Raw genomic sequence first — 20,598 nt, 5'->3', positions numbered from 1 at the left:
GCTTTTCAGCAAGATAGGGAATTTGTCGCAACCCAGCTTAGAATGTGCCCGTCTACAAGGCCCAAGACGGGTAATCAACATTATGTAATTTTAGTTTCTGCAGTGCCATCCTGACGGCCACCACTGCGATTGCGCGTCTCAAAATTTCGGCGACCATCGGAAGTTTGTCGGCGGCTTCAAATATTAGCCCACTTCGGCCTATGTCACCAAGTGAGGGCATCGCACCCTTGTCCGCATCCAACTGTTTCTGACCGCCTTAAGCGCAACAAGTGGCGGATAACCGCGCAGACGCTAAAAGGCGTCATTGGGGGTTGCAGACCGGCGCCGCAATTCATACTCAATAATGGAGTTTTGTAAGGCGGATGGAAGGTGTTAACGAATACTTCGAACGCGTGAATGGTTGCAGCTTCCGCCACATTTCCTACGCAAAAGAATCTGGAATTTCCCATTGATCACGCCTGATCGGCGTCTATCGGCCCGGCGTCGCCGAGCCTGGCTGCACTGCGGTGCTGCGACCTACCTTGAATTCAGTACGCGGAGGTCGAACCCGAGAAACCGACTTCGGCCAAGGACAGGAGATCCGGCCCCATGAAGCCCTTAAAAGAAGAAGCTGAGCCGATCGCTCGCCTACTGGGGCCGGAGCGAACAGGAACGGTCGGCTGGGTCTATTTGTGGAACACATCCGAGCTTTCGATCCTGTGGGTGGATCGTCGATTGCCAGCGGGATATATCGATCCGCCCGTGCCGACGGACATCCTGACCCGAGCGCGCTCGATCACATCAGACGCCGTCACCGAGCTTCTTGCGGCCCTCTCGAGCGGTGAAGACGCAGGGTGACCCCCGTCGCCTAGACAACGAAACGAACTATATTTTAGGTATCTAAACTGTAGTATCGGCATATCATGTTTTGACCTCGCTGGAGCCCGGAATGCACGCCATGCAGAAACTTCTCAAACGTCTTGCCACCGCGGCCGCTCTCGGCGCGGCGCCCGTCGCTTTCGGCACCACGAAAGCTATCGCGCAATCTTATCCGATCGACTGCGCGATCCTTCTCTGCCTTTCCGGGGGATGGCCGGCCTCGGCTCCCTGCGCCCGCGCGCGTGGCGAATTCATCCGCCGTATCACCCCTTGGCCTGTCGAGCCCCCGCTTCAAATCTGGCGATGTCCCATGGGCGCGTCCTACCAAGAGCAAGAGGACCAACAAACCCGGGCCCGGTTCTTCGACATCCTGTTCGACCAAGAGACCATGCCCCAGAGCCCTGCCGAGCCAGCATTCGTCAACGCGACGCCGCGCTTGGATGAAGGGACGGTTCGCGCCTACGCTGCGCTGGTTCCTGACGATGCGACTCTGCTTTTGACCCAGAGCGCCGACATCGACATAAGCGGCCCGGAGTTCGACTTTGTGCGTTCGATCCGCGTCTATGACGTTCGATACGCACAGCAGTACAACGCCGGAAAGGAGGGAGGATGCATCCGCTCCGCTTCGGTCGTCCTCGGAAGGTACGGAACACAAGGCGAATTCTCCTGGGAGAGATCGTCTCCGGAGACCCTGCCCCCGGCCCATGTCGGGCTTGAGCACTGGGGGCTGGACTGCCCACGGGTGTCCAACCGCTCCGTCTTCGTCGACTGGCGTGACGTTCAGGGCACCTATGGATTCGAACAGGTAAACTACTGACGTCGCGATACCTGCGGAGCCGTTATATGCGGTGATCTGGCTCCGTAGCTTCCTCGGCCGCTGTCAGAAATATCGAAGCGTCTTCCCCAAAGGCACGCGCCAAGACGATTAACTCGATCACATCAATCCGCCGCTCCCCGCTCTCGACCCGTGCCACGAAAGTTTGGTGGCATCTCAGCCGGGACGCGAGCTCGGCTTGCGTAAGGCCAGTCGACTTCCGGGCCGCGATCAATGCATCGCGGAGCGCTTCATTCCCCGACCTCCTGATCGTTTTTGCCACGTATCGCGAACCTCTTGCGACCGGGCTAATCCAGTTTGCAGACAATCTAAAAAGTGGGAAGTTCTCGTGTATGAGACTACATATTCGACGCTAGGTCGCCCTGAGAAGACATTCCCCATGCACCGGCGAGCGGCGGGGACCTGGCCGTCCCCTACTCGTCCGACCTACCGAGGAATCGTCGGTAGTCCTCGCTGACCTCACGACCCTCCTGGAAAGCTCGGGCGCGTTCGGCGTCGAGACAACGCAGGTAGGACTGGATATCACGGAAGTAGAGTTCAAAATCCCGCCGGATGATATCGGCGTAGTCTTCTGCCACCCTAGCATCCTGCGGCACAAACGGTCGTTGCGGCGGATCGCAAAATTCAGCCAATACATCGTGTGGTGCAAAACCAAACAAGAGCAGGAGTATAAGGCGCGCAAGGCGTCGACGCCTCAACCCGAGGTTAAGAAAAACCCTTATTCGCTTGATCGATGGCATGTGTCCCGTTTATCCGTCTGTATCGGCGAAAATTCGCAAGGTGGCGCATTTTTATAGGTTGTGCGTCAATACTATATTATCGTAGACTCAGGTATCAACTGATGATGCCCGGGTCGCCGTCTTGTTTGGGAGCGTGATCCAGGTGATGGACCTAGATAAAGAAGCGCCAAATGTGGTCACCGAACCCAGATTTCGCGATCTGGTCGCCAGCGGCTATCGCGTCGAAGTTGTCTGCAAGTCAGACGCCTTCCGGAAAGGCCCCAACTGGCACGGGGCCTGGATCCTGCGCGCCGTCAGCGACGACGGCGTCGAAAAACTTCTGGTCACTGCACGTACACGGACCTCCCGGAACGACATCAAGATTCGCGAGATCAAGACCGTCACCGGAGTTATTTCCCTGCTTCAGGCATTCGGGTTCTCACATGCCGACGTGCCCCTCGAAGAGGGCAGACGCACGGTCCACAAGCTTTCCAGCGACGAGATGGCGGCGCTCCGGCTTTAGCGCCCTTCTCCTTTCGGTCCTGAGCGCCCCTGTCTCGGCTCAGATGGTGCTCGTGATGGAGGGCGACGGCTCGCTCCGGCCGAGCCAGAGACAGGAGCACTTCGCCCGGACCTACACCGACGGTGTTGGCCAGGGGTCACCTGCTCAGGACCTACCGGTCCTTGGCGATGATGCGGACGCAGTGCGGGTATCTGTCACCGCGCCTCCGCTCCGCGCGCCCGAGCCCCATATCCTCGCAGCCATCGACCAAACCGCGCTACGCTATGCCGGCCACCCCGGTTTGCGCGCCGCGGGCGTCACCGCCACGGACTGGCTGAACCTCTACCGCGCCAATATCGAGATCGAGAGCGGCTACAATCCGCACGCTGTCTCGCATGCCGGCGCCATCGGTTTGGGCCAACTCATGCCGGGCACGGCCCGTCTCCTCGGAGTGGACGCCACGGACTGGCGTCAAAACCTCTCCGGCTCGGCGCATTACCTCGCCATGATGCTGGCCGAGTTCGGCGACACCCGCCTCGCACTTGCCGCTTACAACGCCGGGCCCGATGCGGTCCGCAAACATGCAGGCATCCCCCCTTACTCCGAGACCCGGACCCACGTCGCGCGCGTGCTGGCCGTCGTCAACCGCCTGGAAGGAACAGCTCAATGAAGTCGACATCCAATCTCCTGATCGCCCTGACCATGGCGCTGATCGTTCTGGCAGACCCGGCTCTGGCGCAAAGCATTGACCTCTCCCCGATCCAGAGCCTGCTGCAGGGGATCGTGGACGCGCTGACCGGCCCACTTGGCGTCGTTCTCGCCACCCTCGCGGTCCTCGGGGTCTTCATCAGCTGGTTCATGAACATCATCGACCTGCGCCAGGCGCTCTGGGTACTGGTCGGCATCGCAGGCGTGGCCGCAGCGCCAACCATCGTCGCTGCCGTTTTCGGCTCCTGAACCGGGGGCAGTCGTGGCAGAGCGATCCCCCCTCTTCCTAGGGCTCGTCCGCCCGCCAAAGCTCCTCGGCCTGCCGATCATGTATGCGATGGTCTGGCTTTTCGGCTCGGTGCTGCTCTTCGTCTGGGTGCAGCACATGGCGGTCCTCGGCGTCGCCGCGGTTCTCTACCCCTTGCTCTGGAAAGCTGCGGACTGGGACCCGCGCTTCATCGACGTCATGATGACGGCGTTGCAGGAGACGCCGCCAACGCGGAACCGCGCCATCCACGGGGGCGATAGCTATGCGCCATAGTGCAGCCCCGGACGCGACATACGATGAGCGCACCCTCCTGCCGGACTGGCATGCAAAGGAGAAACGCCTCGCGCATATGCTTCCGTACGTCAGCCTCGTCGATGACCACACGGTCCGGACACGCGTCAACGAGTTGTTCCAATGCGTCCGCCTCGGCGGCGTGAACAGCTACACCACCGACGACGCCTATCTCGACAAGGTGAGCGCGCTCTTCGCCCGGATCATCGCGCAACTCGGACCAGAGTTCAGCTACTATGTGCACAAGGTTTCAAAGGCGATCATGCCGGACCTGCTCCCGGTCCAGGGCGACGGATTCGCGGCGGCGGTGGATCAGGCCTGGCGTCTGAGGTTGGGATCGGCGGGTCTGCGCGACAAAACCCTGACGCTCACAATCATCCACCGCCCTCCGCCCAAGAGTTTTCTGGGCTTCGTGAACCGTTCTGCACCGGAGCGTTTCAAGGAGGAGACCGCCAAGCGGGTCCGGCGCCTCAGGGAGGCTGTCGGGGTCTTCACCTCAGGCCTCGCCGAACTCAGGCCCCGCGTCCTCTCCGCGGCTTCCGGGGAACTGATCGGCTTCCTAGGCGCGCTCAATACGGGCCGAGAGCTGCCGCTATACCCGGCGGGGCGCTACGGGTTTTTGGCCACCAACGTCGCCAACACCCGGGTTACCTTTCTCGAGGATCACTTCGAGCTGTCAGGCGGCGTCGCAGGCCACCGTTACGGTAAGAGCTTCACCATCGGCGAATATGCGGAAGGGACCACCTGCACCATGTTCGACATGTTGAACCTGCCGGTCGACATGATCGTCACGCATTCCTTCACGCCGATCAATTCGAACCTGATGGCCGGCCGGATCAAGCGCCAGAAGCGCCAGATGCAGGCCTCCCAGGATGCCGCCCTCTCGCTCCTCGAAGCTCTCGACATCGCCCATGACGATCTCGAGGCCAAGCGCCAGAGCTTCGGCGAGCACCATATGGTCGTGACCGTCTTCTGCGACAGTCTCGACGAGCTCCAGACCCTCGGGGCCGAGATCGTCAACGCCGCCGCGGCCGAGGGTGTGAAGATGATCGGCGAGCGCATGGCGGCCAAGTCGCATTATTTCAGCCAGCATCCGGGCAACCAACCGAAGCGGGTCCGCGCCAGCGCTGTCACCAACCGCAACTTCGCGGATTTCGCGGCGCTGCACCGAACACAGCTCGGCAAGGAAAAACACCAGCTGCCCTGGGGCCAGGAAATCACGCTCTTCCCGACCCCGGAACAGAGCGCCTACCGGTTCTCCTACCACGAACAGGGGAGCCCCGACAAAGAGCCAACCAGCGGGCACACCCTAATCCTGGGCCGTCCCGGCTCCGGCAAATCTGTCCTCTCCGCCTTCCTGATGACCCAGGCCCGGCGCGTCGGCGCGCGCGTCTTCGTCTTCGACTACCGGCTCGGCATGGAGATGGCCGTGCGCGCCAACGGCGGGCGTTACGCCTCAATCAAGGCCGGGCAGGCGACCGGCCTCAACCCGCTCTGGACCGAAACCGACGCCCGCGGCACGGCCTGGCTGTCGGACTGGCTGGGCTCCCTCCTCCACCGCGCCGACAAGCCGCTGACGCCTGCCCAAACCAACCGCATCCAGCAGGTGGTCCGCCAGAACGCCACCGCGACCGACCCCGCCTTGCGGAACTGGCGGGATTTCGCGTCGCTCTTCGTATCGACCGATGACAATGGCGATCTGCACGAGCGTCTCTTCGAGTGGACGGAGGACGGCCGTTACGGCTGGATCTTCGGGCTAAGCCTCGAAGACACCTTCTCTCTCGAGGGTGATGTGGTCGGCTTCGACCTGACCGGCATCCTCGACAGCGAGAGCGAGAAGGAGCGCATGGCAGTCCTCTCCTATCTCTTCCGACGGATCGAGCGGAAGATCGAGGACCGGCGGCCTACTATCATTGTGATCGACGAGGCGTGGAAGGCACTCGACAACCCGTATTTCGCCGAGCGCTTGTCGAACTGGCTGGTGACCGCCCGGAAGCAGAACACGGTCGCGGTGATGATGACACAATATGCGAGCCAACTTGAGCGCACACGCACCGGCAAGACCATAATCGAGGCGGTGCCCACGCAGATCCTCCTTCCCAACATTCGCGCACATGCCTCGGATTATTCGATGTTGAATCTTTTTGAGAAGGAGCTCGACGTGCTCCTGAACACCGGCAGCGCCAGCCGCCTTGCCCTCATCCGCGACGACACTGGCTCCGTGGTGGTCGACGCCGACCTCTCGGCGCTCGGCCCCCTCCTCACCATCCTGGGCGGCATGGAGAAGGGCGAGGCCCTTGTCGGCGCCGACTACCGCACCCGTCCCGACTTCTGGAGGCTCCCTTGATCCGCACCCTCGCCCTCCTGGCCGCAATCAGCGCACTCTCTTCCTGCGCGGACTACCGCGAGCCCAAAGCCAACTGCTTCGCCTTCCGCGCCTCTCTCGACGCAGCCGAGCCGGATTGCCTCTTTGCCCCTGTCGGCAGCCTGGACGATGGCGTTGACGTCTAAGCTCGCCCATATCCTTCTGGCGGCCCTCCTGCCGACTGCCACGATCGCCCAGGGCGTGCCTGTAAACGACTCCGGGCTGACCGCACGTGATCTCGTCGAGACGGGCGACCGGGAGACCGACCTGGCCTTGCAGCGTGACAAGCTGGCCCTGAAGGAACTGCTGACCGCTATCGAGCAGGAGCAGCTTGCGGTTCTGCGCAACATCCTTGACGCCCAGACCAGCTTCGGCGGCGGGCGGGTGGCGGGCACGGTCTTGGACCTGGAGGCCGGTAGTGGCGACGCCGAGCGGTCGACAGAAGCGGTCTATGGCTCGGGCGATGTCGATCCCAATCCGGGCGGCGCGAACATGTTCGGGGATGCCGCGGAAAATATCGAGCAGTTGATCGTCCGGGCCGCCCAAGAGACCGCAGGGCTTGCAGGTGTCAGCCGCGCCGGGCTGTCAGTCCTGCAATGGCGCGCCCTCCTGCAGGCGCTGATCTGGCAGGAGAGCCGGTTTTCCATCGGCGCACGTTCCCCCGTCGGGGCCTTTGGCCTGACCCAGATCATGCCGGACACCGCCAGCGATCTCGGCATCAACCCGGAATACTATGACAGCCCCTATTTGCAGGTGATGGGCGGGGCGCGCTACCTCGCGGCGCAGCTCGCCACCTTCGACGGCAACATCATCAATGCGCTCGCGGCCTATAACGCGGGCCCGGGCCGCGTGTTCGAATACGGCGGCGTGCCGCCCTTCAAGGAGACCCAACACTACGTCACGGTCATCCCCGAACGCTACAATCTCTACCTCGCGAGGATCGGCGGCGTCGAAGCACTCGGCACGATCGATCCGGCGCTTTATGCCAATGCCCAGCTCTCGCTCGCCGGACATGGCGCGGCTTTCTACGGCAATAATGCCCCCGCCGCGATCCAACAGGCGGCGCTGCGCATCCAAGACATCGTCACCCGGATTGGCAAGACCGAAGGCATCCAGGAAAGCATGGCACTCAACGCCTATGCACGAGCGGAGCTCGTCCGCCTGATGGCGGCGCGCATTCGCCTCAAAGCCGCCCGCACCCGGCCAGTCAGCGCCGCTCAACTCGCGCGAGCGGCGGCGCGTCTGGCCGAGGACGAATTCATGGAGTTCACATTGGAGGACCTGCAATGACGCCACATGGATCGATCAAGCCTGCACCGCTCCGCACCTTGGCCCTTGTCGGGACCCTGGCACTCGGCCTGGCAGTTTCGGCCATCGCCCCGGCGCACGCCCAGGGCGTGCCGGTCGTCGACACCCAGAACATCGCCCAGAACATCCAGCAACTGCGGCAGATGATCGAAGACGAAATCCTGCAGAACGAGCAGCTCGCCCAACTCCGCGAACAGCTGGCCACGCTCACGGACCAGCTCGCGGAGCTGCAGCGGACCTATGAGGCCCTGACACGCATCGCCGAACTTCCGGAAATCATCCAGACAGAGATGGAAGAGGAGTTGAATGGTCTTCTCGACCAGGAATTCGGGGACATCCTCGCCACCATCGAAGCGATCAAGAGCGGCGATTTCTCCGGCCTCACCGGCTCCGGCGCCAGCGAGATCGAGACCCAGATGGACCGTGTCCTGGCCGATCTCGGCTTTGACGAGGACACGCTCGCGGAAATGGCCCGGAGCAGCAACCCCGGTGCGGGTCGGGTGGCAACGCAGGCCACGACTGGAGCGCTGGTCTCGGCTGCGGCCCAGAACAGCTACGACGACGCGGGACAATCCCTCGAACGCGTCAAAAGGCTCGTCGGTCTCATAAAAGACATGGACGAGCTGAAGGAGAGCGTTGACCTCAACACCCGTGTGACGGCGGAACTTGCCATCGCGCTCGCCGCCATGTGGCAACTCGAAGCGATTCAGACCGTAGGCGACGGAACCGGCGGCGTCATCGATGCCGCCACCATCGCCGAGGAACAGAGATTCATGGATTTCACGCTCCCGGAATTGAACGCAGATTGAGGCTGAGACTTTGGACGACGAAACGGCCATCATCGAGGAGGAACTGGTCTATGGCGCCCTGAGACGGGAACGGCTCTGGCAGCGTCTGGGGTTTCTTGGCCTGGGGTTCGGTATCATCGGCTGTCTAAGCGCGGCGGCCGTCGCCATCCTCGATGTTGATCCGCCCCCCGTCGTCGTGCCCTACGATCCGGAAACCGGCTTCGCCCTCCCCGAGGCTTCAGTTGGCGCCACCACCGTCACCGGAAACCGGGCAATCATCGAAGCGGAAGTGTTCCGCTACGTGACCGACCGCGAGGTCTATAACCAGCTCGACAACGACCTGCGCATCCGCGACGTGCTTAGCCGGTCCGACCGTGCGGCTGAGGCCTCGCTGCGCCAGATCTGGAATTCGGCCAACGCAGACTATCCCCCGAGCGCCTACGGGCCGAACGCCCGGCTCGATGTCGAGATCCTCAGCATCAACCGGATCGGTAGCAACAGGGCCACTGTTCGGCTCCGCAAACGCCTGACCTCGGTCCAGGGCGTTCAGGCGGGCCTCTTTACCGCGACGCTGCTCTTCGAGTTCCGCCCCGAGACGCGTCGCACCATCGACGAGGTCTGGACCAACCCCTTCGGCTTCACCGTCGTCGAATACGCGATCCGCTCGGACAGAATGGAGAACTAGTTGAAGATTTGCCTCATCACCCTCCTGTCCCTCTCCCTCACGACCGGGCTCGCCCGCGCCGAGGCGATCCCGCGTGGCGGCGCGAACAACCACCGCGTCCGGATCGCAACCTACCAGGAGGGGCAGGTCTACCGTCTCAGCGTCTCACTCACCCATGTCACGACCATCGAGTTCGGCGAGGGTGAGAGCATCCGGTCCGTCATCGCCGGTGACACCGAAGGCTTCGAGATCGACGGCGTGCCGGGCGGGCGCGCCTTCGCGATCAAGCCCCTCGCCCGCGGCGTCCACACCAACGTCACCGTCTATACCAACCGGCGCAGCTATTATTTCAACGTCGCCGAGGTATCGAGCCCGACGTTCTATGTGGTGCAGTTCCGCTACCCGCAAGACAACCAGCGCCCGGCCAACGCCATCGCGCAAGCCGCCCCGAACTATAACTACGGGGCCAGCGCGCGGACCGAGTTCACCCCGACCCGGATCTGGGACGACGGAACCTTCACCTATTTCGCCTTCCCCCGAAACGCGCCGGTCCCGGCAATCTTCCGCTTTTCCAATGGCCGCGAACGCACCGTCAACACAGGCGTCGTGGAGGACGGCGTGATCCGCGTCTCCGGCGTCAGCCGTCAATGGGTACTGCGCTTGGGCGAGGAAGTCGTCTGTATCGAGGCTGCCCCACCCGTGGGAACCACCTCATGAGCGAAACTCCGAACCCCGATCTCGAGAAACGTCTGGCCGCCCTCGAGCAAGGCAAGCGGCACTCTGGCGCATCCACCAAACGGCGCTCCCCCCTCCTCGCAGTTCTGATGACGGGGCTCACCCTCGCGGGTGGCACGGTCCTCTATCTGTTCTCCCAGCCTGAGGAAGAGGTCGCCTTTCCGACGGCGACACCGGACGAATTCCAGCTCGAGGGCGACGGGTTCGGTGAGATCGAGCCTTTCGTCCCGCCCCCAGCCCCCGAACCGGAAATCGTTCTCGTTGAACCGGAACCCGCAGAGGTCAATGTCGAACTCCTCGCACAGATTGAGGCCTTGCAGGCACAGATCGAAGAGCTGAAGGCTGCACCCGCCCGGGCCGAGGAAGGGGATAGCGCCGCTGCCGAGGCCATGGAGGCGCTCACTGCGCAGATCGCGGCCTTGCAGGCGGCCTCCGAGCGCGCTCAGGAAGGGTTTCAGGAGGAGCTCGCGGCGCGTGACCGCGAACTCAAGCAATTGCGGACAGATCTGGACCTTGCGTTGCTGGAAGCCAATGCTCCTGGCCCCGCCCCTCTCGGCCCGACCGACGAGGAGCTCCGCGCCCGGGAGGAGGACCGGCTCCGGCGCGAAGAGGAGGCGCGGCGTCTGGCGGAGCTTCAACGGCGCGCCGCGGAGGAACGTGCGTTTCAGGAGCGACGGATCGCGTCGCCCGTGATCGCCCTCGGCGGCACCGGTGGTGCCGACGCCGGTGCAACAGACCTCGCAGAGCGCACGTTCGGCGAGGTGACGGATTTCGTGCTGAACGGCGCGCTCCCCAGCACGGTCACCCAGGCCGAGGTAATCGCCAACCCCGCGAACACTGTCATCCAGGGCACGATGATCCAGGCGGTGATGGAGACCGCGCTCGACAGCGCGCTCCCCGGCCAGACCCGCGCCATCATCTCCGAAGATGTCTTCAGCTATGACGGCACGCGACTGCTGATCCCGCGCGGGTCGCGCCTGATCGGACGCTACCGGTCAGGCGTCGAGGTCGCGCAAAAGCGTGTGACCATCGCTTGGGACAGGATCATCCTGCCCAACAACCAGACCGTTCAGATCAGTTCCTTCGGCGGCGACGAACTCGGGCGCTCGGGCGTCACCGGTTTCGTGGACACGCGCTTCGACGAGCGTTTTGGCTCCGCCGCGCTGATCTCCATCATCTCGGCCGCGCCGAACGTGGCATCGGCGCAGGTCGAGGATGAGGCCACCGCCAAGGTCTTGCAGGATGTAGGAGACGACCTAGCGGATGCCACCGATTCCGTGATCGGCGACTACCTCTCCATCGGCCCCGTCATCCATGTCGACCAGGGCGCGCGCGTCACCGTGATGGTCGACCGTGATCTCGAGATCTTCTGAAATGACCGTCTCCTATCTGCAGGCCTCGCTCGACAAGCTTAAAGACGCCGCACGCGACGATGTGATCGAGATCTGCATCAACCCGGATGGCACCTGCTGGGGCGAATTCCAGGGCGATCACTTCATGCGCGCGCTGGACCAGCGCCTGAGCGTCACCGAGTTGCACGATCTCGGCAATCAGATCGCTTCTGGCGCCAACACAACCATGAGCAAGGACAAGCCCATCGTCTCGGTCTCGATCACCTATCGCGGTCGCCCGATCCGGGCCCAGGTCGTAACACCGCCTGCCGTCCTCGCCGGCATGTCGATCTCACTCAGGTTCTTTTCGAACCTGCCGCTTGACCGGATCGAACTCCGCTTCCTTTACGGCGAAGAGCGCAAACTCGAGGAGCTGCGCCAGGAGAAGAACCGCGCGCTGCGCGAGGTCGTCACCTCCGGTGACATTTACGCCGCCGTCGGCTTCTGTGTCGAAAACAAGCTCAACATGATCGTCTCTGGTGGCACCTCGACCGGCAAGACCGTCGCGGCGCGCAAGATCCTCTCCTACGTTCCGGGCGAAGAACGCATCGTCACCATCGAAGAGGCAGCCGAACTGCTGCCTGCCCAGCCCAATGCCGTGACGCTCATCGCCAACCGGGACGCGGAGTTCCAATCCGCCGACGTGCTCCTGACCGCGACGCTTCGAATGCGACCCGACCGCATCATCCTCGGCGAGGTGCGTGGCAAGGAGGCTATGACCTTCCTCGAGGCCATCAACACCGGACATGGCGGCTCGATGACAACCCTCCACGCCGAGACCCCACAACTCGCGGTCCAACGTCTCGCCATCGCTGCGCTCAAGACCGAGATCCCGATGACCTACCAGGACATGGTCCAATACATCGAAAGCTCGATCGACGTGATCATTCAGGCCGGGCGCGAGGACGGCCAACGCGGCATCACTGAGTTCTATCTCCCCGGAACCGAATTGCAGGAAAGGCAGAAGACATGAAGCGGTTTGAATACGACATCCTGTTCTGCAAGGTGAAGAAGCAGAAGGATTATGAAGAGATGCGGCACGCCCTGAACGAACGGGGCGCCGAAGGCTGGGAGGTGATCTCCGCCGAGGCAGGCGACTATGGCTATACCGCCTTCCTCAAACGCGAGGTCGCGGACCGGCCGGCGGAGGCGGTGACATGAAGCGCACGACTGCTCTCGTCTGCTCATTCCTTCTTCTATCAGCCACCTTCGCATCGGCCGAGCGCGACCTAGTCCCGACGCTCGACAATCAACCCGATACCTGCCCCGATCAGCCGCCCGAACCTGAGTGGATGCGCAACACTGAGGCGCGCCAGGCCTACAAGCGGCTCCTGATCCAGCAAATTTACCGGTTTCAGAGTATGGGGCGCATCGTCGACGCGCAAAGCTGCGCATGTGCCACCCGGTACCCATCCTGGGAGACCGCAGAGGCGGTCTATTTTGATCGCTATTCCTCGGCAGAGTATTGGGACGTGGTCGAGGCGACGTCAGACTTTCGACGCCAGGCGAACGAGCTCCGGAAGCAGGCCATGCCGATCTGCGAAACGGCCGGAAACTGGTAGCGGGTCATGAGCGTCGTCGCGTATTTCGTGGAAACGGCCGAAGGCTATCTGGACTCGGCAGCCGAAACCCAGTTCGGGGCGGTGGCCGCCACTGTCGGAACGATACTGGTCCTCGGGACGACGCTCGTGGTAATCCTCGTCTGCCTCAACATGATCTACCAATACCGATCTATGGATGGCCGAACCGCCTTTTGGCTCGCCGTGAAAATTGGCCTGATCGGGATATTCGCGACCAACTGGGTCCAGTTCAACGCCCTAGCATCCGCTATCCTGAACGGGATAGACAGTATTGCCGGATCGCTGGTTGCGTCGGTCGGCGGCGGGACGCCAGGACCGTCGGGGACCTTCGCCGAGGAGTTCGATCAGCTCATCGCGGCGCTCGGAGACTACCTGAACGCCGCGGGGTCCGAACTGAACTGGATGGCCGGCGCGCTCCTCGACACCCTCGGCGTTCTCCTGCTGTCAATCCTCGGAGGGCTGGCAGCCTTCATCATCGTCGCCTCCCGGCTCATGATCACACTTTTGATCGGGATGGCACCGGCGATGATCTTTCTGACGCTCTTTGAGGTGACCAAGGACTATTTCGCGCGCTGGCTCTCGGCGCTGATCTCCTTCGCGATCTACCCCATCGTCATCGCCGGCGTCTTTGCGACCATCACCGGGGTCTCTCGCGCGCTACTCGCCGAGCTCGGTGATCCGGAGGGGGCTTCGAACATCGGCGCCCTCTTGCCCTTCTTCATGATGGTGCTCATGGCGAAGGGATTCATCATCGCCACGCCCTTCATCGTGCGATCTGTCTCCGGAAACATCATGATGCCGGCGCTTTCGGCAGGCTTTGGCGGGAGCTATGCTTTCGCGCGCGGGCTTGCGGGAAACCAACAGGTCTACAACCGATACGCCATCGGAGGCGCGACCGGTGCCGAATATGCCGCGCTTCGGGCACGGCAGTTTCTCGGTGTCCAAGCGCTCCCGACCCGCCCGAACGCCGCGGGTGGCGCTCCGGCGGCGCCTTCTGGTGACTCCTCCGGAACCGGCGCCCGCATGCTTGCGCAACTGGCACGGCTGAGCAGGTTGGGCAGGCGGTAGCACCGTCCAAAGGTGGCAAGCCTGCCGGAAACCGGCTTTCCTTTGGGCCCGACATTTGCCCCGCAAGGCACGGAGACAATGGTTTACCTTGGTGTCGCCTTAGAGCTCCAAGGGACGTCATACGGCCAGTGAGCGATGTGGAAACGCATCAGCACTGGTATTTCTGTCTGGGAGGCCTGTCCAGTATGCGGTTCTCAAGTCAATGTCAGTCGCGACGAGCTCCACTTTGGTGAGGGCGGTTGACCGGTCGCAAAGCGTAGCCGAGTTGTTGCCGACCCAATAACTTGTCGCTTGACAATTTAATAGAGTGGAGTATTTAAGGTGCCAAGGAAGAAGCACACGTCAAAGGAAATCGAGGCTGTCATCCAGGAGCTAGAAGAGCTGGGATGGGACCTTATTGAGGGCAAGGGGCACGCGTGGGGGATTCTCCGATGTCCGGCCAACGATAAGGACTGCCGCTGTGGCGAGTTCTGTCAGATGTCTGTCTGGTCGACCCCGAAGAACCCACAGCAGTTCGCGAAGAGGATCCGACAGAAGGCTCTGGCCTGCGTGAAGCTTCAGCAATACGATGAAGGTAAAGCAGATGGCTGAAGAATTCGAATTCGAACTGGTCTTTGCACTCCCCGACGGGGAGCACGATGCGTTTGCGCTCTCGGACGCCGTCTATGAGGCAGGTTTTGAAGATGCTCTCGTGGGCACCGGTCAGGCCGGTCTCCTGGGCGTAGAATTGGAACTTGAAGGGGATGAGGCCGAGGGCACAATCCTTGAAGCGGCCCGGGTGCTGATCAAGGCACTGCCGGAGGGCACAGTCCTGCGCGAAGTTCGTCCCGACTTGGTGACACTCGCGGATGTCGCCGAGAAGCTCGAGGTGAAGCGACAGGCGCTCCAGCAGCGCAAGATGCCCCTTCCGGTTGCCGGTGGCCTTTACCGTATCGACGAGATGATCGAGGTGCTGATCGAGGCCTCAAAGCCGGCGAAAGGCCAGCGTCGCCCGCGCTTCAATCTCGCTTCGGCCGCGAAGTGGTTTCGTGCGGGGCCAGCGGCCCGTCGGGTGAATGCTCAGTTGACAATGCGTGAGATCGACCCCTCGACGATCGAGCGGGCCCCTCGAGCCGAGTGCGACGAGCCAGTTGTCCTTCACCTGTGACAACGGCCGACTGAAGAGCGAAGCCATAAGACACCATCGCGACATCCTTGCGTGACGCCCGAATGACGGCTTAGCCGTCCCTCAACTTCTCGCCCACCTCGCCGACGCGCGGTGCCGAACCGGATATCTCCGCCTCCAACCGCTCAAGTTCGATCATCGCGTCCTGAACTTGCGCAACATCGCCTTTGCCCGGAGCGTCCACTTCCAGATCTGCCCGTCGGCCGAACTCCATCTCGAACTGGCGCTGATCCTCCGCGAGGACAGCGGCGCGAACCGGCCGGGACGCTGACGCAAGCATGTCATTATTGGCAGAGCTCGCACCGCCCTCCCCAAGTCCCATCCTGGCCTCGAAGTCACGTTCCGAAAGATCTGACCCCCGCGGCGCCGTCGGCGTCGCCCGGACGCTCAGGGGCGCTTCCGGCATCGGAGGGACAGGCCCGTCCGGGAAGGGCAGCTCCCCCTCCTGTGCGGCATGGATGGCCCTGAAAAACGGGTCGTCGTAATACACCACGCGCTTGGCCCGGACCGGCATCTGGGCGTCCACGACGACGACGATCTCGTCGAGCGGCAGGCGCCGTGCCTCATCCTCGGGCAAGAGCGCAACCTCCTCCGTGCGCTCGGACTGACTACGACCCTCGAAGGGATTTTTCCCGACAGCGCGAGAACGCGTGACCACGGTTTTCGTGGTCTTGCCGACCGCCTTGCTCAGCTCCTCCACCGTCTTCTCGTCCGAGGGCGTCAGGTAGAGCTTGATCCCGGCGTTCCCCTGGAGTGCCCGCCGTGTGTTCTCACCATAGATCTCATCGATGGCCGGAATGGTCTGGGTGACCACCGCAAGATGTCCACGATAGGCGCGCAGCACCTCGATGCTCTCGGCCACAATCGGCATTTTCCCGAGGCGATTGAACTCGTCGAGCATGATCATCACCGGCCAGGGCTCGTCCGGCCCCGGCTCCTTGTCCTGCAGGGCGGACAGGAGGTCGGAGAAGAAGAGCCGGATCAGCGGCGCCAGCGGTTTCACCATGAGCGGCTGGACCACGAGATAGACGCTGAAGGGCGTCTTGCGGATCGTCCGGAAGTCGAAATCCGACACCGCCGTCGCATCGTCGATCGCCGGGTTCTGCCATTGATCGAGACCCGAGGTCATCAGGAGCGAGACATAGGAGGTCAGTGTGTCGTTGTTGGTCGAGGCGAGCCGCGTGAATATCAGCCGGGCCGCGGCGTTCTGCACCTCGTGAGACCGTGCGAGATATTCCTTCTGCTTCTGCCCGCCCGAGGCCGCGATGCGGTAGATCTCCCCGAGCGTCGGCCTGTGACGCTGAAAGGCCAGAAGGCCGGCCGCGACAAAGAGATCGATCCCACCCTTCAGGAGCCCCTGAACCCGGTCGTTGTCGTTCTGCAGGAAGAGCGTGGCCAGCAGCTGCAACTCCATCTGCTGGCGCGCCGGGTCTTCGAGCTCGTAGATCCGAAGAAGCGGATTGTAGCGATGCGTGCGCTTCGTATCCCAATCCGTCGGGGCAAACCGGAAGACCTCGTCCCCCTGTGCCGCCCGGTGGCGCGCCGAGGCATTGAAGCATTCGCCCTTGACGTCCAGCACGACCGTCGAGCCCTGCCAGGTCAGCAGGTTCGGGATGACAAACCCGGTGGTCTTGCCGCGCCCGGTCGGCGCCACGATCAGGGCGTGCGGGAAGGTCCGGGAGCAGAGGAACGGCGCGCGGGACCCGGGCTTGCCGAGTTTGCCGATGACAAAGCCCGTACCGGGCGCGCCGAAAAATCCATTCCGCTTCATCTCGCGGCGGGTCTGCCAATGGGTGTAGCCGAACCGGGTCAGGGCCGACCCGGACAGCGCAAGGCTCATCATGAGGCCCGCCACCCCTGCCCCGCCCATGATCAGGTTGATCAGGCGGAAGTCGTCGGGGCGCGCGGCACCGATCGCCCGGTAGGTCTGCGCGATGTAGAAGAAGTCGATCTCGACCCGGAAACCCAGATCCCGGAACGTGATGACGGCCGAGGCGATGACATAGCCGATGGCGGCGGCAATGAGCGTGACCAGCACGACGCCGACGGCCAGACGGCCCTTTCCGAACCCTCCCATCAGTGGGTCTCCCCGCGCTCGCTCTCTCCGTCAACCAGGTCGGTACGCTGGAGCTCGAACTCGCGGTCGGCGATCTCCTCCACCACGGCGCGGGTCGCCTCGCTGTTGGCGGTGGCCGCGTCCGATTGCAGGTAGGTCTTGGCGACATAGAGCCGGTCGAGACGGTCCTCGATTTGGATTTTGAGCACGTCCGCATCCCCGTCCCGCAGCCGGTCGATCTGCGCCGCATCGAGATCCCGCTCGACTGCGTCGCGGTAAGCCAGGCGCTGGCTCTCGACTTGGAACGGCCCATGCAGGTTTCCGGCTCGTTCGTGATCGATGATCCGCCGGATCTCGGCATCGGCAATCGGCTTCGCATCAACGGCATCCGCCTCACGCCCCTCCGCGAGCTGCTCCTCACGCGAGCCGAACCGTGTCTCCCGGAGCTCGTTTTCGCGGCGGGCCTGGTTGATGGCCTCGGTGTCGCGCAGCTCGGTGACCGCCGCATAGGTCGCGCCGAGTCCACGGGCGAGATGCGACGGCATATCGGGATATCGGTCTCGGAACGCCTCCGTCACGGCATCCGCAACAGGCGTCCGCAGATCGCGGCCCTCCATGATCCGATCGACCTCGCGAGTGATCTCGCGGGCCCGATCCTCGTCGGTGATCCGCTCCCGGTAGGGTTCCGACCGGTCGATCACATCACCCGGGCGCGCGAGGAGCTCTGGATGAGTATCGAGATAGCCCCGTTGCTCCTCCTCGATCCGCCGTTCCGCGCGGGAAGCGACCTCCCACTCCCGCGCCTCGATCTGCTGATCCGTCAGGCCGTCCGAGCGCATGTCCTGACGGATCGCGCGCTCCATGGCCTTCGTGGCGTCCGGGTGATAGTGGAACCGCTCCGTCACGGTGCGGATTTCGACGACGCCATCCTCACGCAAGACCCCTGCCCGCTCCAGTGCAACGCCGAGCTGGACGTGGGCGCGATTGAGGGTGTCGCGCGCGGCCTTCAGATCTGCACGGCGCTCCAGGTTGAGACCATCGCGGGATGCCACGCGGGCCAGATCGTCCGCGATCCATTGGCGCTCCAGCGCGGCGTTCTGCGCGCCCGTCTCCATCCGGGCGACGACGACGGAAGAGCTGATCCCGGTTCCGCGCAGCGCGGTGTCGACCTGAGCCCGCACCTCGGGGTCGCGCAAGCGGTCGAGCCGCGCCGCATCGATATTGGTCTCGGAATAGACCCCACCCTCCGATGGCTTCTCAGTGAGCGTCACCGACCTGAGACCAAGCGGCTGCATATGCGCAAGCCGCGCCTGGATCTCGTTAAGACTTTTCTCAAGCCGCGGCCGCTCGGCTTCCGGCTTTTCGGCGATCATCCCCTGGACGCGCTCGACCTGGTCGGCATAGCGGGTTCGCAGGTCGTCAAATGATTGGTCCTCGGCCATGTAGACCCCTCCTTCCGAGGTAAGTTTGCCGCCCTTCGCCAGGAGCTCTCCGGCGCGGAACAAGGCCTCGGCGATGTCCTCACGACTGTCGGAGGAAGCCTCTGCGGCGAGCGCGTGGTAGACGATCCGCGTGTTGGCGATCTCTTCGAGAGCCCGGTCGAGATCCGCCCCGACCCGTGGGCGCGGCTCCGCAACCCTACCCTCGTCCTTGGCGGCATAGACCTCTCGGGTCCGGGGCGGATAATGCACGACGCCCCGATCGAGCCGCCGTGTGGCCTCGAGGCGCACCCCGAACTTCTCGGCCTCTTCGACCATCGCGAGGCGGAAATCGTCGTAGTTGAACCGGTGATCGCGACCCAGGAAGAAGAACTCGCCCTCCTGCGATCGGCGGTTCAAGACTATATGCGCGTGGGGGTGATCCCGGTCCTCATGGACCGCGATAATGTAGTCGAAATGCCCCTCGTCAGACTGGAAAAACCGCTCCGCCACATTGGCGGTGATGTCGCGCACATCCTCGCCCTTCGTGCCAATCGGATAGGACATGAGCATATGGGTCGTCTGCCCGAGCTTGGGCTTGAACCCGGCGCTCCAGCGCTTCGTGAACCGCTCGGTCAGGTCCTTGATCTCCTTCGCCTCGAGCTTCGCCTTCCCGTCCAGGAAGCCGCTCGAGTCGACGATGTGCGAGGACTTCGTCGTGAGGTAGTCGAGCTGGTTCTCGAGCTGGGACTTTGTATGCGTGCCTCCGCTCCGGATCGCCTTAAAGACCGCCGCACGATGCCCCGCCGCTGCCCGCACAAGCTGCTTCTGCCGCCCGGACTGCAGACCCTGCCCCGAGCCTCGGATCCGGCTCCAGCCATCCCGGAAGATCTCGCCGGTGACGTCATGGACGGCATCATTCAGCCGCATGGGCAAACTCCCTCAGCGCGGCCGTCGCCGCGAGTCGCATCCCGTCCCGGCGGCGGCGCAAGAGCAGGTCGATCTCATCAGCGGAGTCGAGGATGAACCGTGCCAGACCGCGCATCTGCACGAGGCGCAAATCGGTGAACTCAGGACCTGCACCGCGCTCCATCTGGTTGGCCTTCACCATCTGCTTGGCGATCTGCACGACGCCGTTGCCGACCTCGTGCAGGGAGGCCCGATAGCGCGCCAGTTCACCCGCCAGCTGCGCGTCCGGAACGAAGGTTCCCCCCGCCGCCTGGATGAGCCTTCTGACTCCCTCCGTGCGGGTCTCGATGCCGGCCGCGGCCAGGACCTCATCGAGCGCCGCCAACTCCTCCGGGGTCAATTTCACGGTCACTGCGGCCGTCGCCACGGCCGTATCACGCTGGCGGTCCGCGTCGGCTTTCAACGTGTACTGCACCGCCCGGGGCGTGACCCCGAAGCGCTTCGCGAGCTCGGATGTCGAGACGCCGTCCCCGGCGGCGCGGACGATCTCCGCGCGCTCCGTCTCTGTCAGTCTCCTGGTCCGGCTCATGCGAAGAAAGCCCCCCTATTTCCTGCCACCTTCATTCAAGGTCGCCCTCATCATACGATGCTATATGAGTTGGTCAATGCTATATTATTGGAAGTCGCTCCCAGGCGACCTTGAATTCCGCTTCAAGCCGAGCACCGCAGGTGCGAGGCCCGGCCCGAAGGGCCCAGCAACACCGACCATCTCCAACCGCACCTCGGCCACCTGTTGTCATGCCCGCGCCCGAGGGTCTGGCCGAACACGGACCCGTGTTCGGACGGAAGCGAGGGGCGGCGCATCTCTTCACCGACGGGGCTGACGGACAGGGTCAAGGGCGGCCAGATTTGGCTTGGCCCAAATCTCTGCCGGAAAAACCGGCGGGCACAGCCCGACTGTTATTCCGGA

The 20,598-nt window shown here is 63.3% G+C and carries 23 protein-coding genes; 18 read left to right on the top strand and 5 right to left on the bottom strand.

The genetic code is table 11. From position 1 onward, the window contains the following. Positions 1-588: 588 nt before the first annotated feature. Both ATO9_RS22430 and ATO9_RS22425 read left to right on the top strand, forming a co-directional pair. The gene (locus ATO9_RS22430) at positions 589-837 is read left to right on the top strand and encodes a hypothetical protein (RefSeq protein ID WP_043754784.1); all 249 of its coding nucleotides are present in this window, start codon (positions 589-591) and stop codon (positions 835-837) included. A 100-nt stretch (positions 838-937) separates the two neighbouring features. Further along, positions 938-1,675 (top strand): hypothetical protein, encoded by a 738-nt coding sequence (locus ATO9_RS22425; protein ID WP_043754795.1) that lies wholly within the window; start codon positions 938-940, stop codon positions 1,673-1,675. Between the two features lie 22 nt (positions 1,676-1,697). Here ATO9_RS22425 and ATO9_RS22420 read toward each other — a convergent pair whose 3' ends face one another. Beyond that, positions 1,698-1,955 carry a helix-turn-helix domain-containing protein gene (locus ATO9_RS22420; protein WP_043754782.1) on the bottom strand — a complete coding sequence of 86 codons (258 nt, stop codon included), beginning with the start codon at positions 1,953-1,955 and terminating at the stop codon, positions 1,698-1,700. A gap of 151 nt (positions 1,956-2,106) precedes the next feature. Further along, positions 2,107-2,271: a hypothetical protein gene (locus ATO9_RS25090; protein ID WP_420329725.1), complete on the bottom strand. Its 165-nt coding sequence runs from the start codon at positions 2,269-2,271 to the stop codon at positions 2,107-2,109. A 307-nt stretch (positions 2,272-2,578) separates the two neighbouring features. Here ATO9_RS25090 and ATO9_RS22410 point away from each other — a divergent pair, with 307 nt between their 5' ends. From ATO9_RS22410 to ATO9_RS23770, 16 genes are all read left to right on the top strand, one after another. Beyond that, on the top strand, positions 2,579-2,935 hold the full coding sequence (locus ATO9_RS22410) for a hypothetical protein (protein ID WP_043754790.1): 357 nt from the start codon (positions 2,579-2,581) through the stop codon (positions 2,933-2,935). A gap of 43 nt (positions 2,936-2,978) precedes the next feature. Then, complete coding sequence (locus tag ATO9_RS22405) at positions 2,979-3,584, top strand: lytic transglycosylase domain-containing protein (RefSeq protein WP_043754780.1); 606 nt, start codon at positions 2,979-2,981, stop codon at positions 3,582-3,584. Beyond that, complete coding sequence (locus ATO9_RS22400) at positions 3,581-3,871, top strand: TrbC/VirB2 family protein (protein ID WP_043754778.1); 291 nt, start codon at positions 3,581-3,583, stop codon at positions 3,869-3,871. Before ATO9_RS22405 ends, ATO9_RS22400 begins: the two co-directional genes overlap by 4 nt. Positions 3,872-3,884: 13 nt before the next feature. Beyond that, the gene (locus ATO9_RS22395) at positions 3,885-4,163 is read left to right on the top strand and encodes a VirB3 family type IV secretion system protein (RefSeq protein WP_043754776.1); all 279 of its coding nucleotides are present in this window, start codon (positions 3,885-3,887) and stop codon (positions 4,161-4,163) included. Further along, on the top strand, positions 4,153-6,528 hold the full coding sequence (locus ATO9_RS22390) for a VirB4 family type IV secretion/conjugal transfer ATPase (RefSeq protein ID WP_043754774.1): 2,376 nt from the start codon (positions 4,153-4,155) through the stop codon (positions 6,526-6,528). The genes ATO9_RS22395 and ATO9_RS22390 overlap by 11 nt, the downstream gene beginning before the upstream one ends. Further along, the gene (locus tag ATO9_RS24650; protein ID WP_202902177.1) at positions 6,525-6,692 is read left to right on the top strand and encodes a hypothetical protein; all 168 of its coding nucleotides are present in this window, start codon (positions 6,525-6,527) and stop codon (positions 6,690-6,692) included. The genes ATO9_RS22390 and ATO9_RS24650 overlap by 4 nt, the downstream gene beginning before the upstream one ends. Next, positions 6,676-7,836 (top strand): lytic transglycosylase domain-containing protein, encoded by a 1,161-nt coding sequence (locus tag ATO9_RS22385; RefSeq protein ID WP_202902176.1) that lies wholly within the window; start codon positions 6,676-6,678, stop codon positions 7,834-7,836. Before ATO9_RS24650 ends, ATO9_RS22385 begins: the two co-directional genes overlap by 17 nt. Continuing rightward, on the top strand, positions 7,833-8,663 hold the full coding sequence (locus ATO9_RS22380; protein WP_043754771.1) for a type IV secretion system protein: 831 nt from the start codon (positions 7,833-7,835) through the stop codon (positions 8,661-8,663). Before ATO9_RS22385 ends, ATO9_RS22380 begins: the two co-directional genes overlap by 4 nt. Before the next feature lie 10 nt (positions 8,664-8,673). Continuing rightward, positions 8,674-9,327, top strand: a complete 654-nt coding sequence (locus tag ATO9_RS22375; RefSeq protein WP_043754769.1) for a VirB8 family type IV secretion system protein — start codon at positions 8,674-8,676, stop codon at positions 9,325-9,327. Continuing rightward, positions 9,328-10,023 (top strand): TrbG/VirB9 family P-type conjugative transfer protein, encoded by a 696-nt coding sequence (locus ATO9_RS22370; protein WP_043754768.1) that lies wholly within the window; start codon positions 9,328-9,330, stop codon positions 10,021-10,023. Next, positions 10,020-11,414, top strand: a complete 1,395-nt coding sequence (locus ATO9_RS22365) for a TraB/TrbI/VirB10 family type IV secretion system protein (RefSeq protein WP_043754766.1) — start codon at positions 10,020-10,022, stop codon at positions 11,412-11,414. Before ATO9_RS22370 ends, ATO9_RS22365 begins: the two co-directional genes overlap by 4 nt. Position 11,415: 1 nt before the next feature. Then, positions 11,416-12,405: an ATPase, T2SS/T4P/T4SS family gene (locus ATO9_RS22360; RefSeq protein WP_043754764.1), complete on the top strand. Its 990-nt coding sequence runs from the start codon at positions 11,416-11,418 to the stop codon at positions 12,403-12,405. Further along, a complete protein-coding gene (locus ATO9_RS22355) occupies positions 12,402-12,593 on the top strand; it encodes a hypothetical protein (protein WP_043754763.1) in 192 nt (63 codons plus the stop codon). The genes ATO9_RS22360 and ATO9_RS22355 overlap by 4 nt, the downstream gene beginning before the upstream one ends. After that, on the top strand, positions 12,590-12,994 hold the full coding sequence (locus ATO9_RS22350) for a hypothetical protein (protein ID WP_043754761.1): 405 nt from the start codon (positions 12,590-12,592) through the stop codon (positions 12,992-12,994). Before ATO9_RS22355 ends, ATO9_RS22350 begins: the two co-directional genes overlap by 4 nt. Before the next feature lie 6 nt (positions 12,995-13,000). After that, positions 13,001-14,080, top strand: a complete 1,080-nt coding sequence (locus ATO9_RS22345; protein WP_043754759.1) for a TrbL/VirB6 family protein — start codon at positions 13,001-13,003, stop codon at positions 14,078-14,080. Positions 14,081-14,663: 583 nt separating this feature from the next. Further along, on the top strand, positions 14,664-15,227 hold the full coding sequence (locus ATO9_RS23770) for a hypothetical protein (RefSeq protein WP_052418544.1): 564 nt from the start codon (positions 14,664-14,666) through the stop codon (positions 15,225-15,227). A gap of 70 nt (positions 15,228-15,297) precedes the next feature. Here ATO9_RS23770 and ATO9_RS22330 read toward each other — a convergent pair whose 3' ends face one another. From ATO9_RS22330 to ATO9_RS22320, 3 genes are read right to left on the bottom strand one after another with little or no spacing between them, the layout of a single operon-like run. Then, on the bottom strand, positions 15,298-17,322 hold the full coding sequence (locus ATO9_RS22330) for a type IV secretory system conjugative DNA transfer family protein (RefSeq protein WP_043754755.1): 2,025 nt from the start codon (positions 17,320-17,322) through the stop codon (positions 15,298-15,300). Beyond that, complete coding sequence (locus tag ATO9_RS22325; protein ID WP_043754753.1) at positions 17,322-19,649, bottom strand: relaxase/mobilization nuclease domain-containing protein; 2,328 nt, start codon at positions 19,647-19,649, stop codon at positions 17,322-17,324. The genes ATO9_RS22330 and ATO9_RS22325 overlap by 1 nt, the downstream gene beginning before the upstream one ends. Next, the gene (locus ATO9_RS22320; protein WP_043754751.1) at positions 19,636-20,217 is read right to left on the bottom strand and encodes a helix-turn-helix domain-containing protein; all 582 of its coding nucleotides are present in this window, start codon (positions 20,215-20,217) and stop codon (positions 19,636-19,638) included. Before ATO9_RS22320 ends, ATO9_RS22325 begins: the two co-directional genes overlap by 14 nt. Between the last annotated feature and the right edge of the window lie 381 nt (positions 20,218-20,598).

It is taken from the genome of Pseudooceanicola atlanticus, from assembly GCF_000768315.1.
Taxonomy (GTDB): Bacteria; Pseudomonadota; Alphaproteobacteria; order Rhodobacterales; family Rhodobacteraceae; genus Pseudooceanicola; species Pseudooceanicola atlanticus.
Note: the sequence above shows the minus strand (reverse complement) of the source record. Positions and strands in the feature narration are given on the sequence as shown.

Coding starts and splice junctions, on each gene's coding strand:
- ATO9_RS22350 (WP_043754761.1), top strand. CDS start 12,590: ATGAAGCGCACGACTGCTCTCGTCTGCTCATTCCTTCTTCTATCAGCC.
- ATO9_RS22320 (WP_043754751.1), bottom strand. CDS start 20,217: ATGAGCCGGACCAGGAGACTGACAGAGACGGAGCGCGCGGAGATCGTC.
- ATO9_RS22410 (WP_043754790.1), top strand. CDS start 2,579: ATGGACCTAGATAAAGAAGCGCCAAATGTGGTCACCGAACCCAGATTT.
- ATO9_RS22425 (WP_043754795.1), top strand. CDS start 938: ATGCAGAAACTTCTCAAACGTCTTGCCACCGCGGCCGCTCTCGGCGCG.
- ATO9_RS22400 (WP_043754778.1), top strand. CDS start 3,581: ATGAAGTCGACATCCAATCTCCTGATCGCCCTGACCATGGCGCTGATC.
- ATO9_RS22355 (WP_043754763.1), top strand. CDS start 12,402: ATGAAGCGGTTTGAATACGACATCCTGTTCTGCAAGGTGAAGAAGCAG.
- ATO9_RS22345 (WP_043754759.1), top strand. CDS start 13,001: ATGAGCGTCGTCGCGTATTTCGTGGAAACGGCCGAAGGCTATCTGGAC.
- ATO9_RS22430 (WP_043754784.1), top strand. CDS start 589: ATGAAGCCCTTAAAAGAAGAAGCTGAGCCGATCGCTCGCCTACTGGGG.
- ATO9_RS22365 (WP_043754766.1), top strand. CDS start 10,020: ATGAGCGAAACTCCGAACCCCGATCTCGAGAAACGTCTGGCCGCCCTC.
- ATO9_RS22325 (WP_043754753.1), bottom strand. CDS start 19,649: ATGCGGCTGAATGATGCCGTCCATGACGTCACCGGCGAGATCTTCCGG.
- ATO9_RS22385 (WP_202902176.1), top strand. CDS start 6,676: ATGGCGTTGACGTCTAAGCTCGCCCATATCCTTCTGGCGGCCCTCCTG.
- ATO9_RS22405 (WP_043754780.1), top strand. CDS start 2,979: ATGGTGCTCGTGATGGAGGGCGACGGCTCGCTCCGGCCGAGCCAGAGA.
- ATO9_RS22360 (WP_043754764.1), top strand. CDS start 11,416: ATGACCGTCTCCTATCTGCAGGCCTCGCTCGACAAGCTTAAAGACGCC.
- ATO9_RS22330 (WP_043754755.1), bottom strand. CDS start 17,322: ATGGGAGGGTTCGGAAAGGGCCGTCTGGCCGTCGGCGTCGTGCTGGTC.
- ATO9_RS22380 (WP_043754771.1), top strand. CDS start 7,833: ATGACGCCACATGGATCGATCAAGCCTGCACCGCTCCGCACCTTGGCC.
- ATO9_RS23770 (WP_052418544.1), top strand. CDS start 14,664: ATGGCTGAAGAATTCGAATTCGAACTGGTCTTTGCACTCCCCGACGGG.
- ATO9_RS22390 (WP_043754774.1), top strand. CDS start 4,153: ATGCGCCATAGTGCAGCCCCGGACGCGACATACGATGAGCGCACCCTC.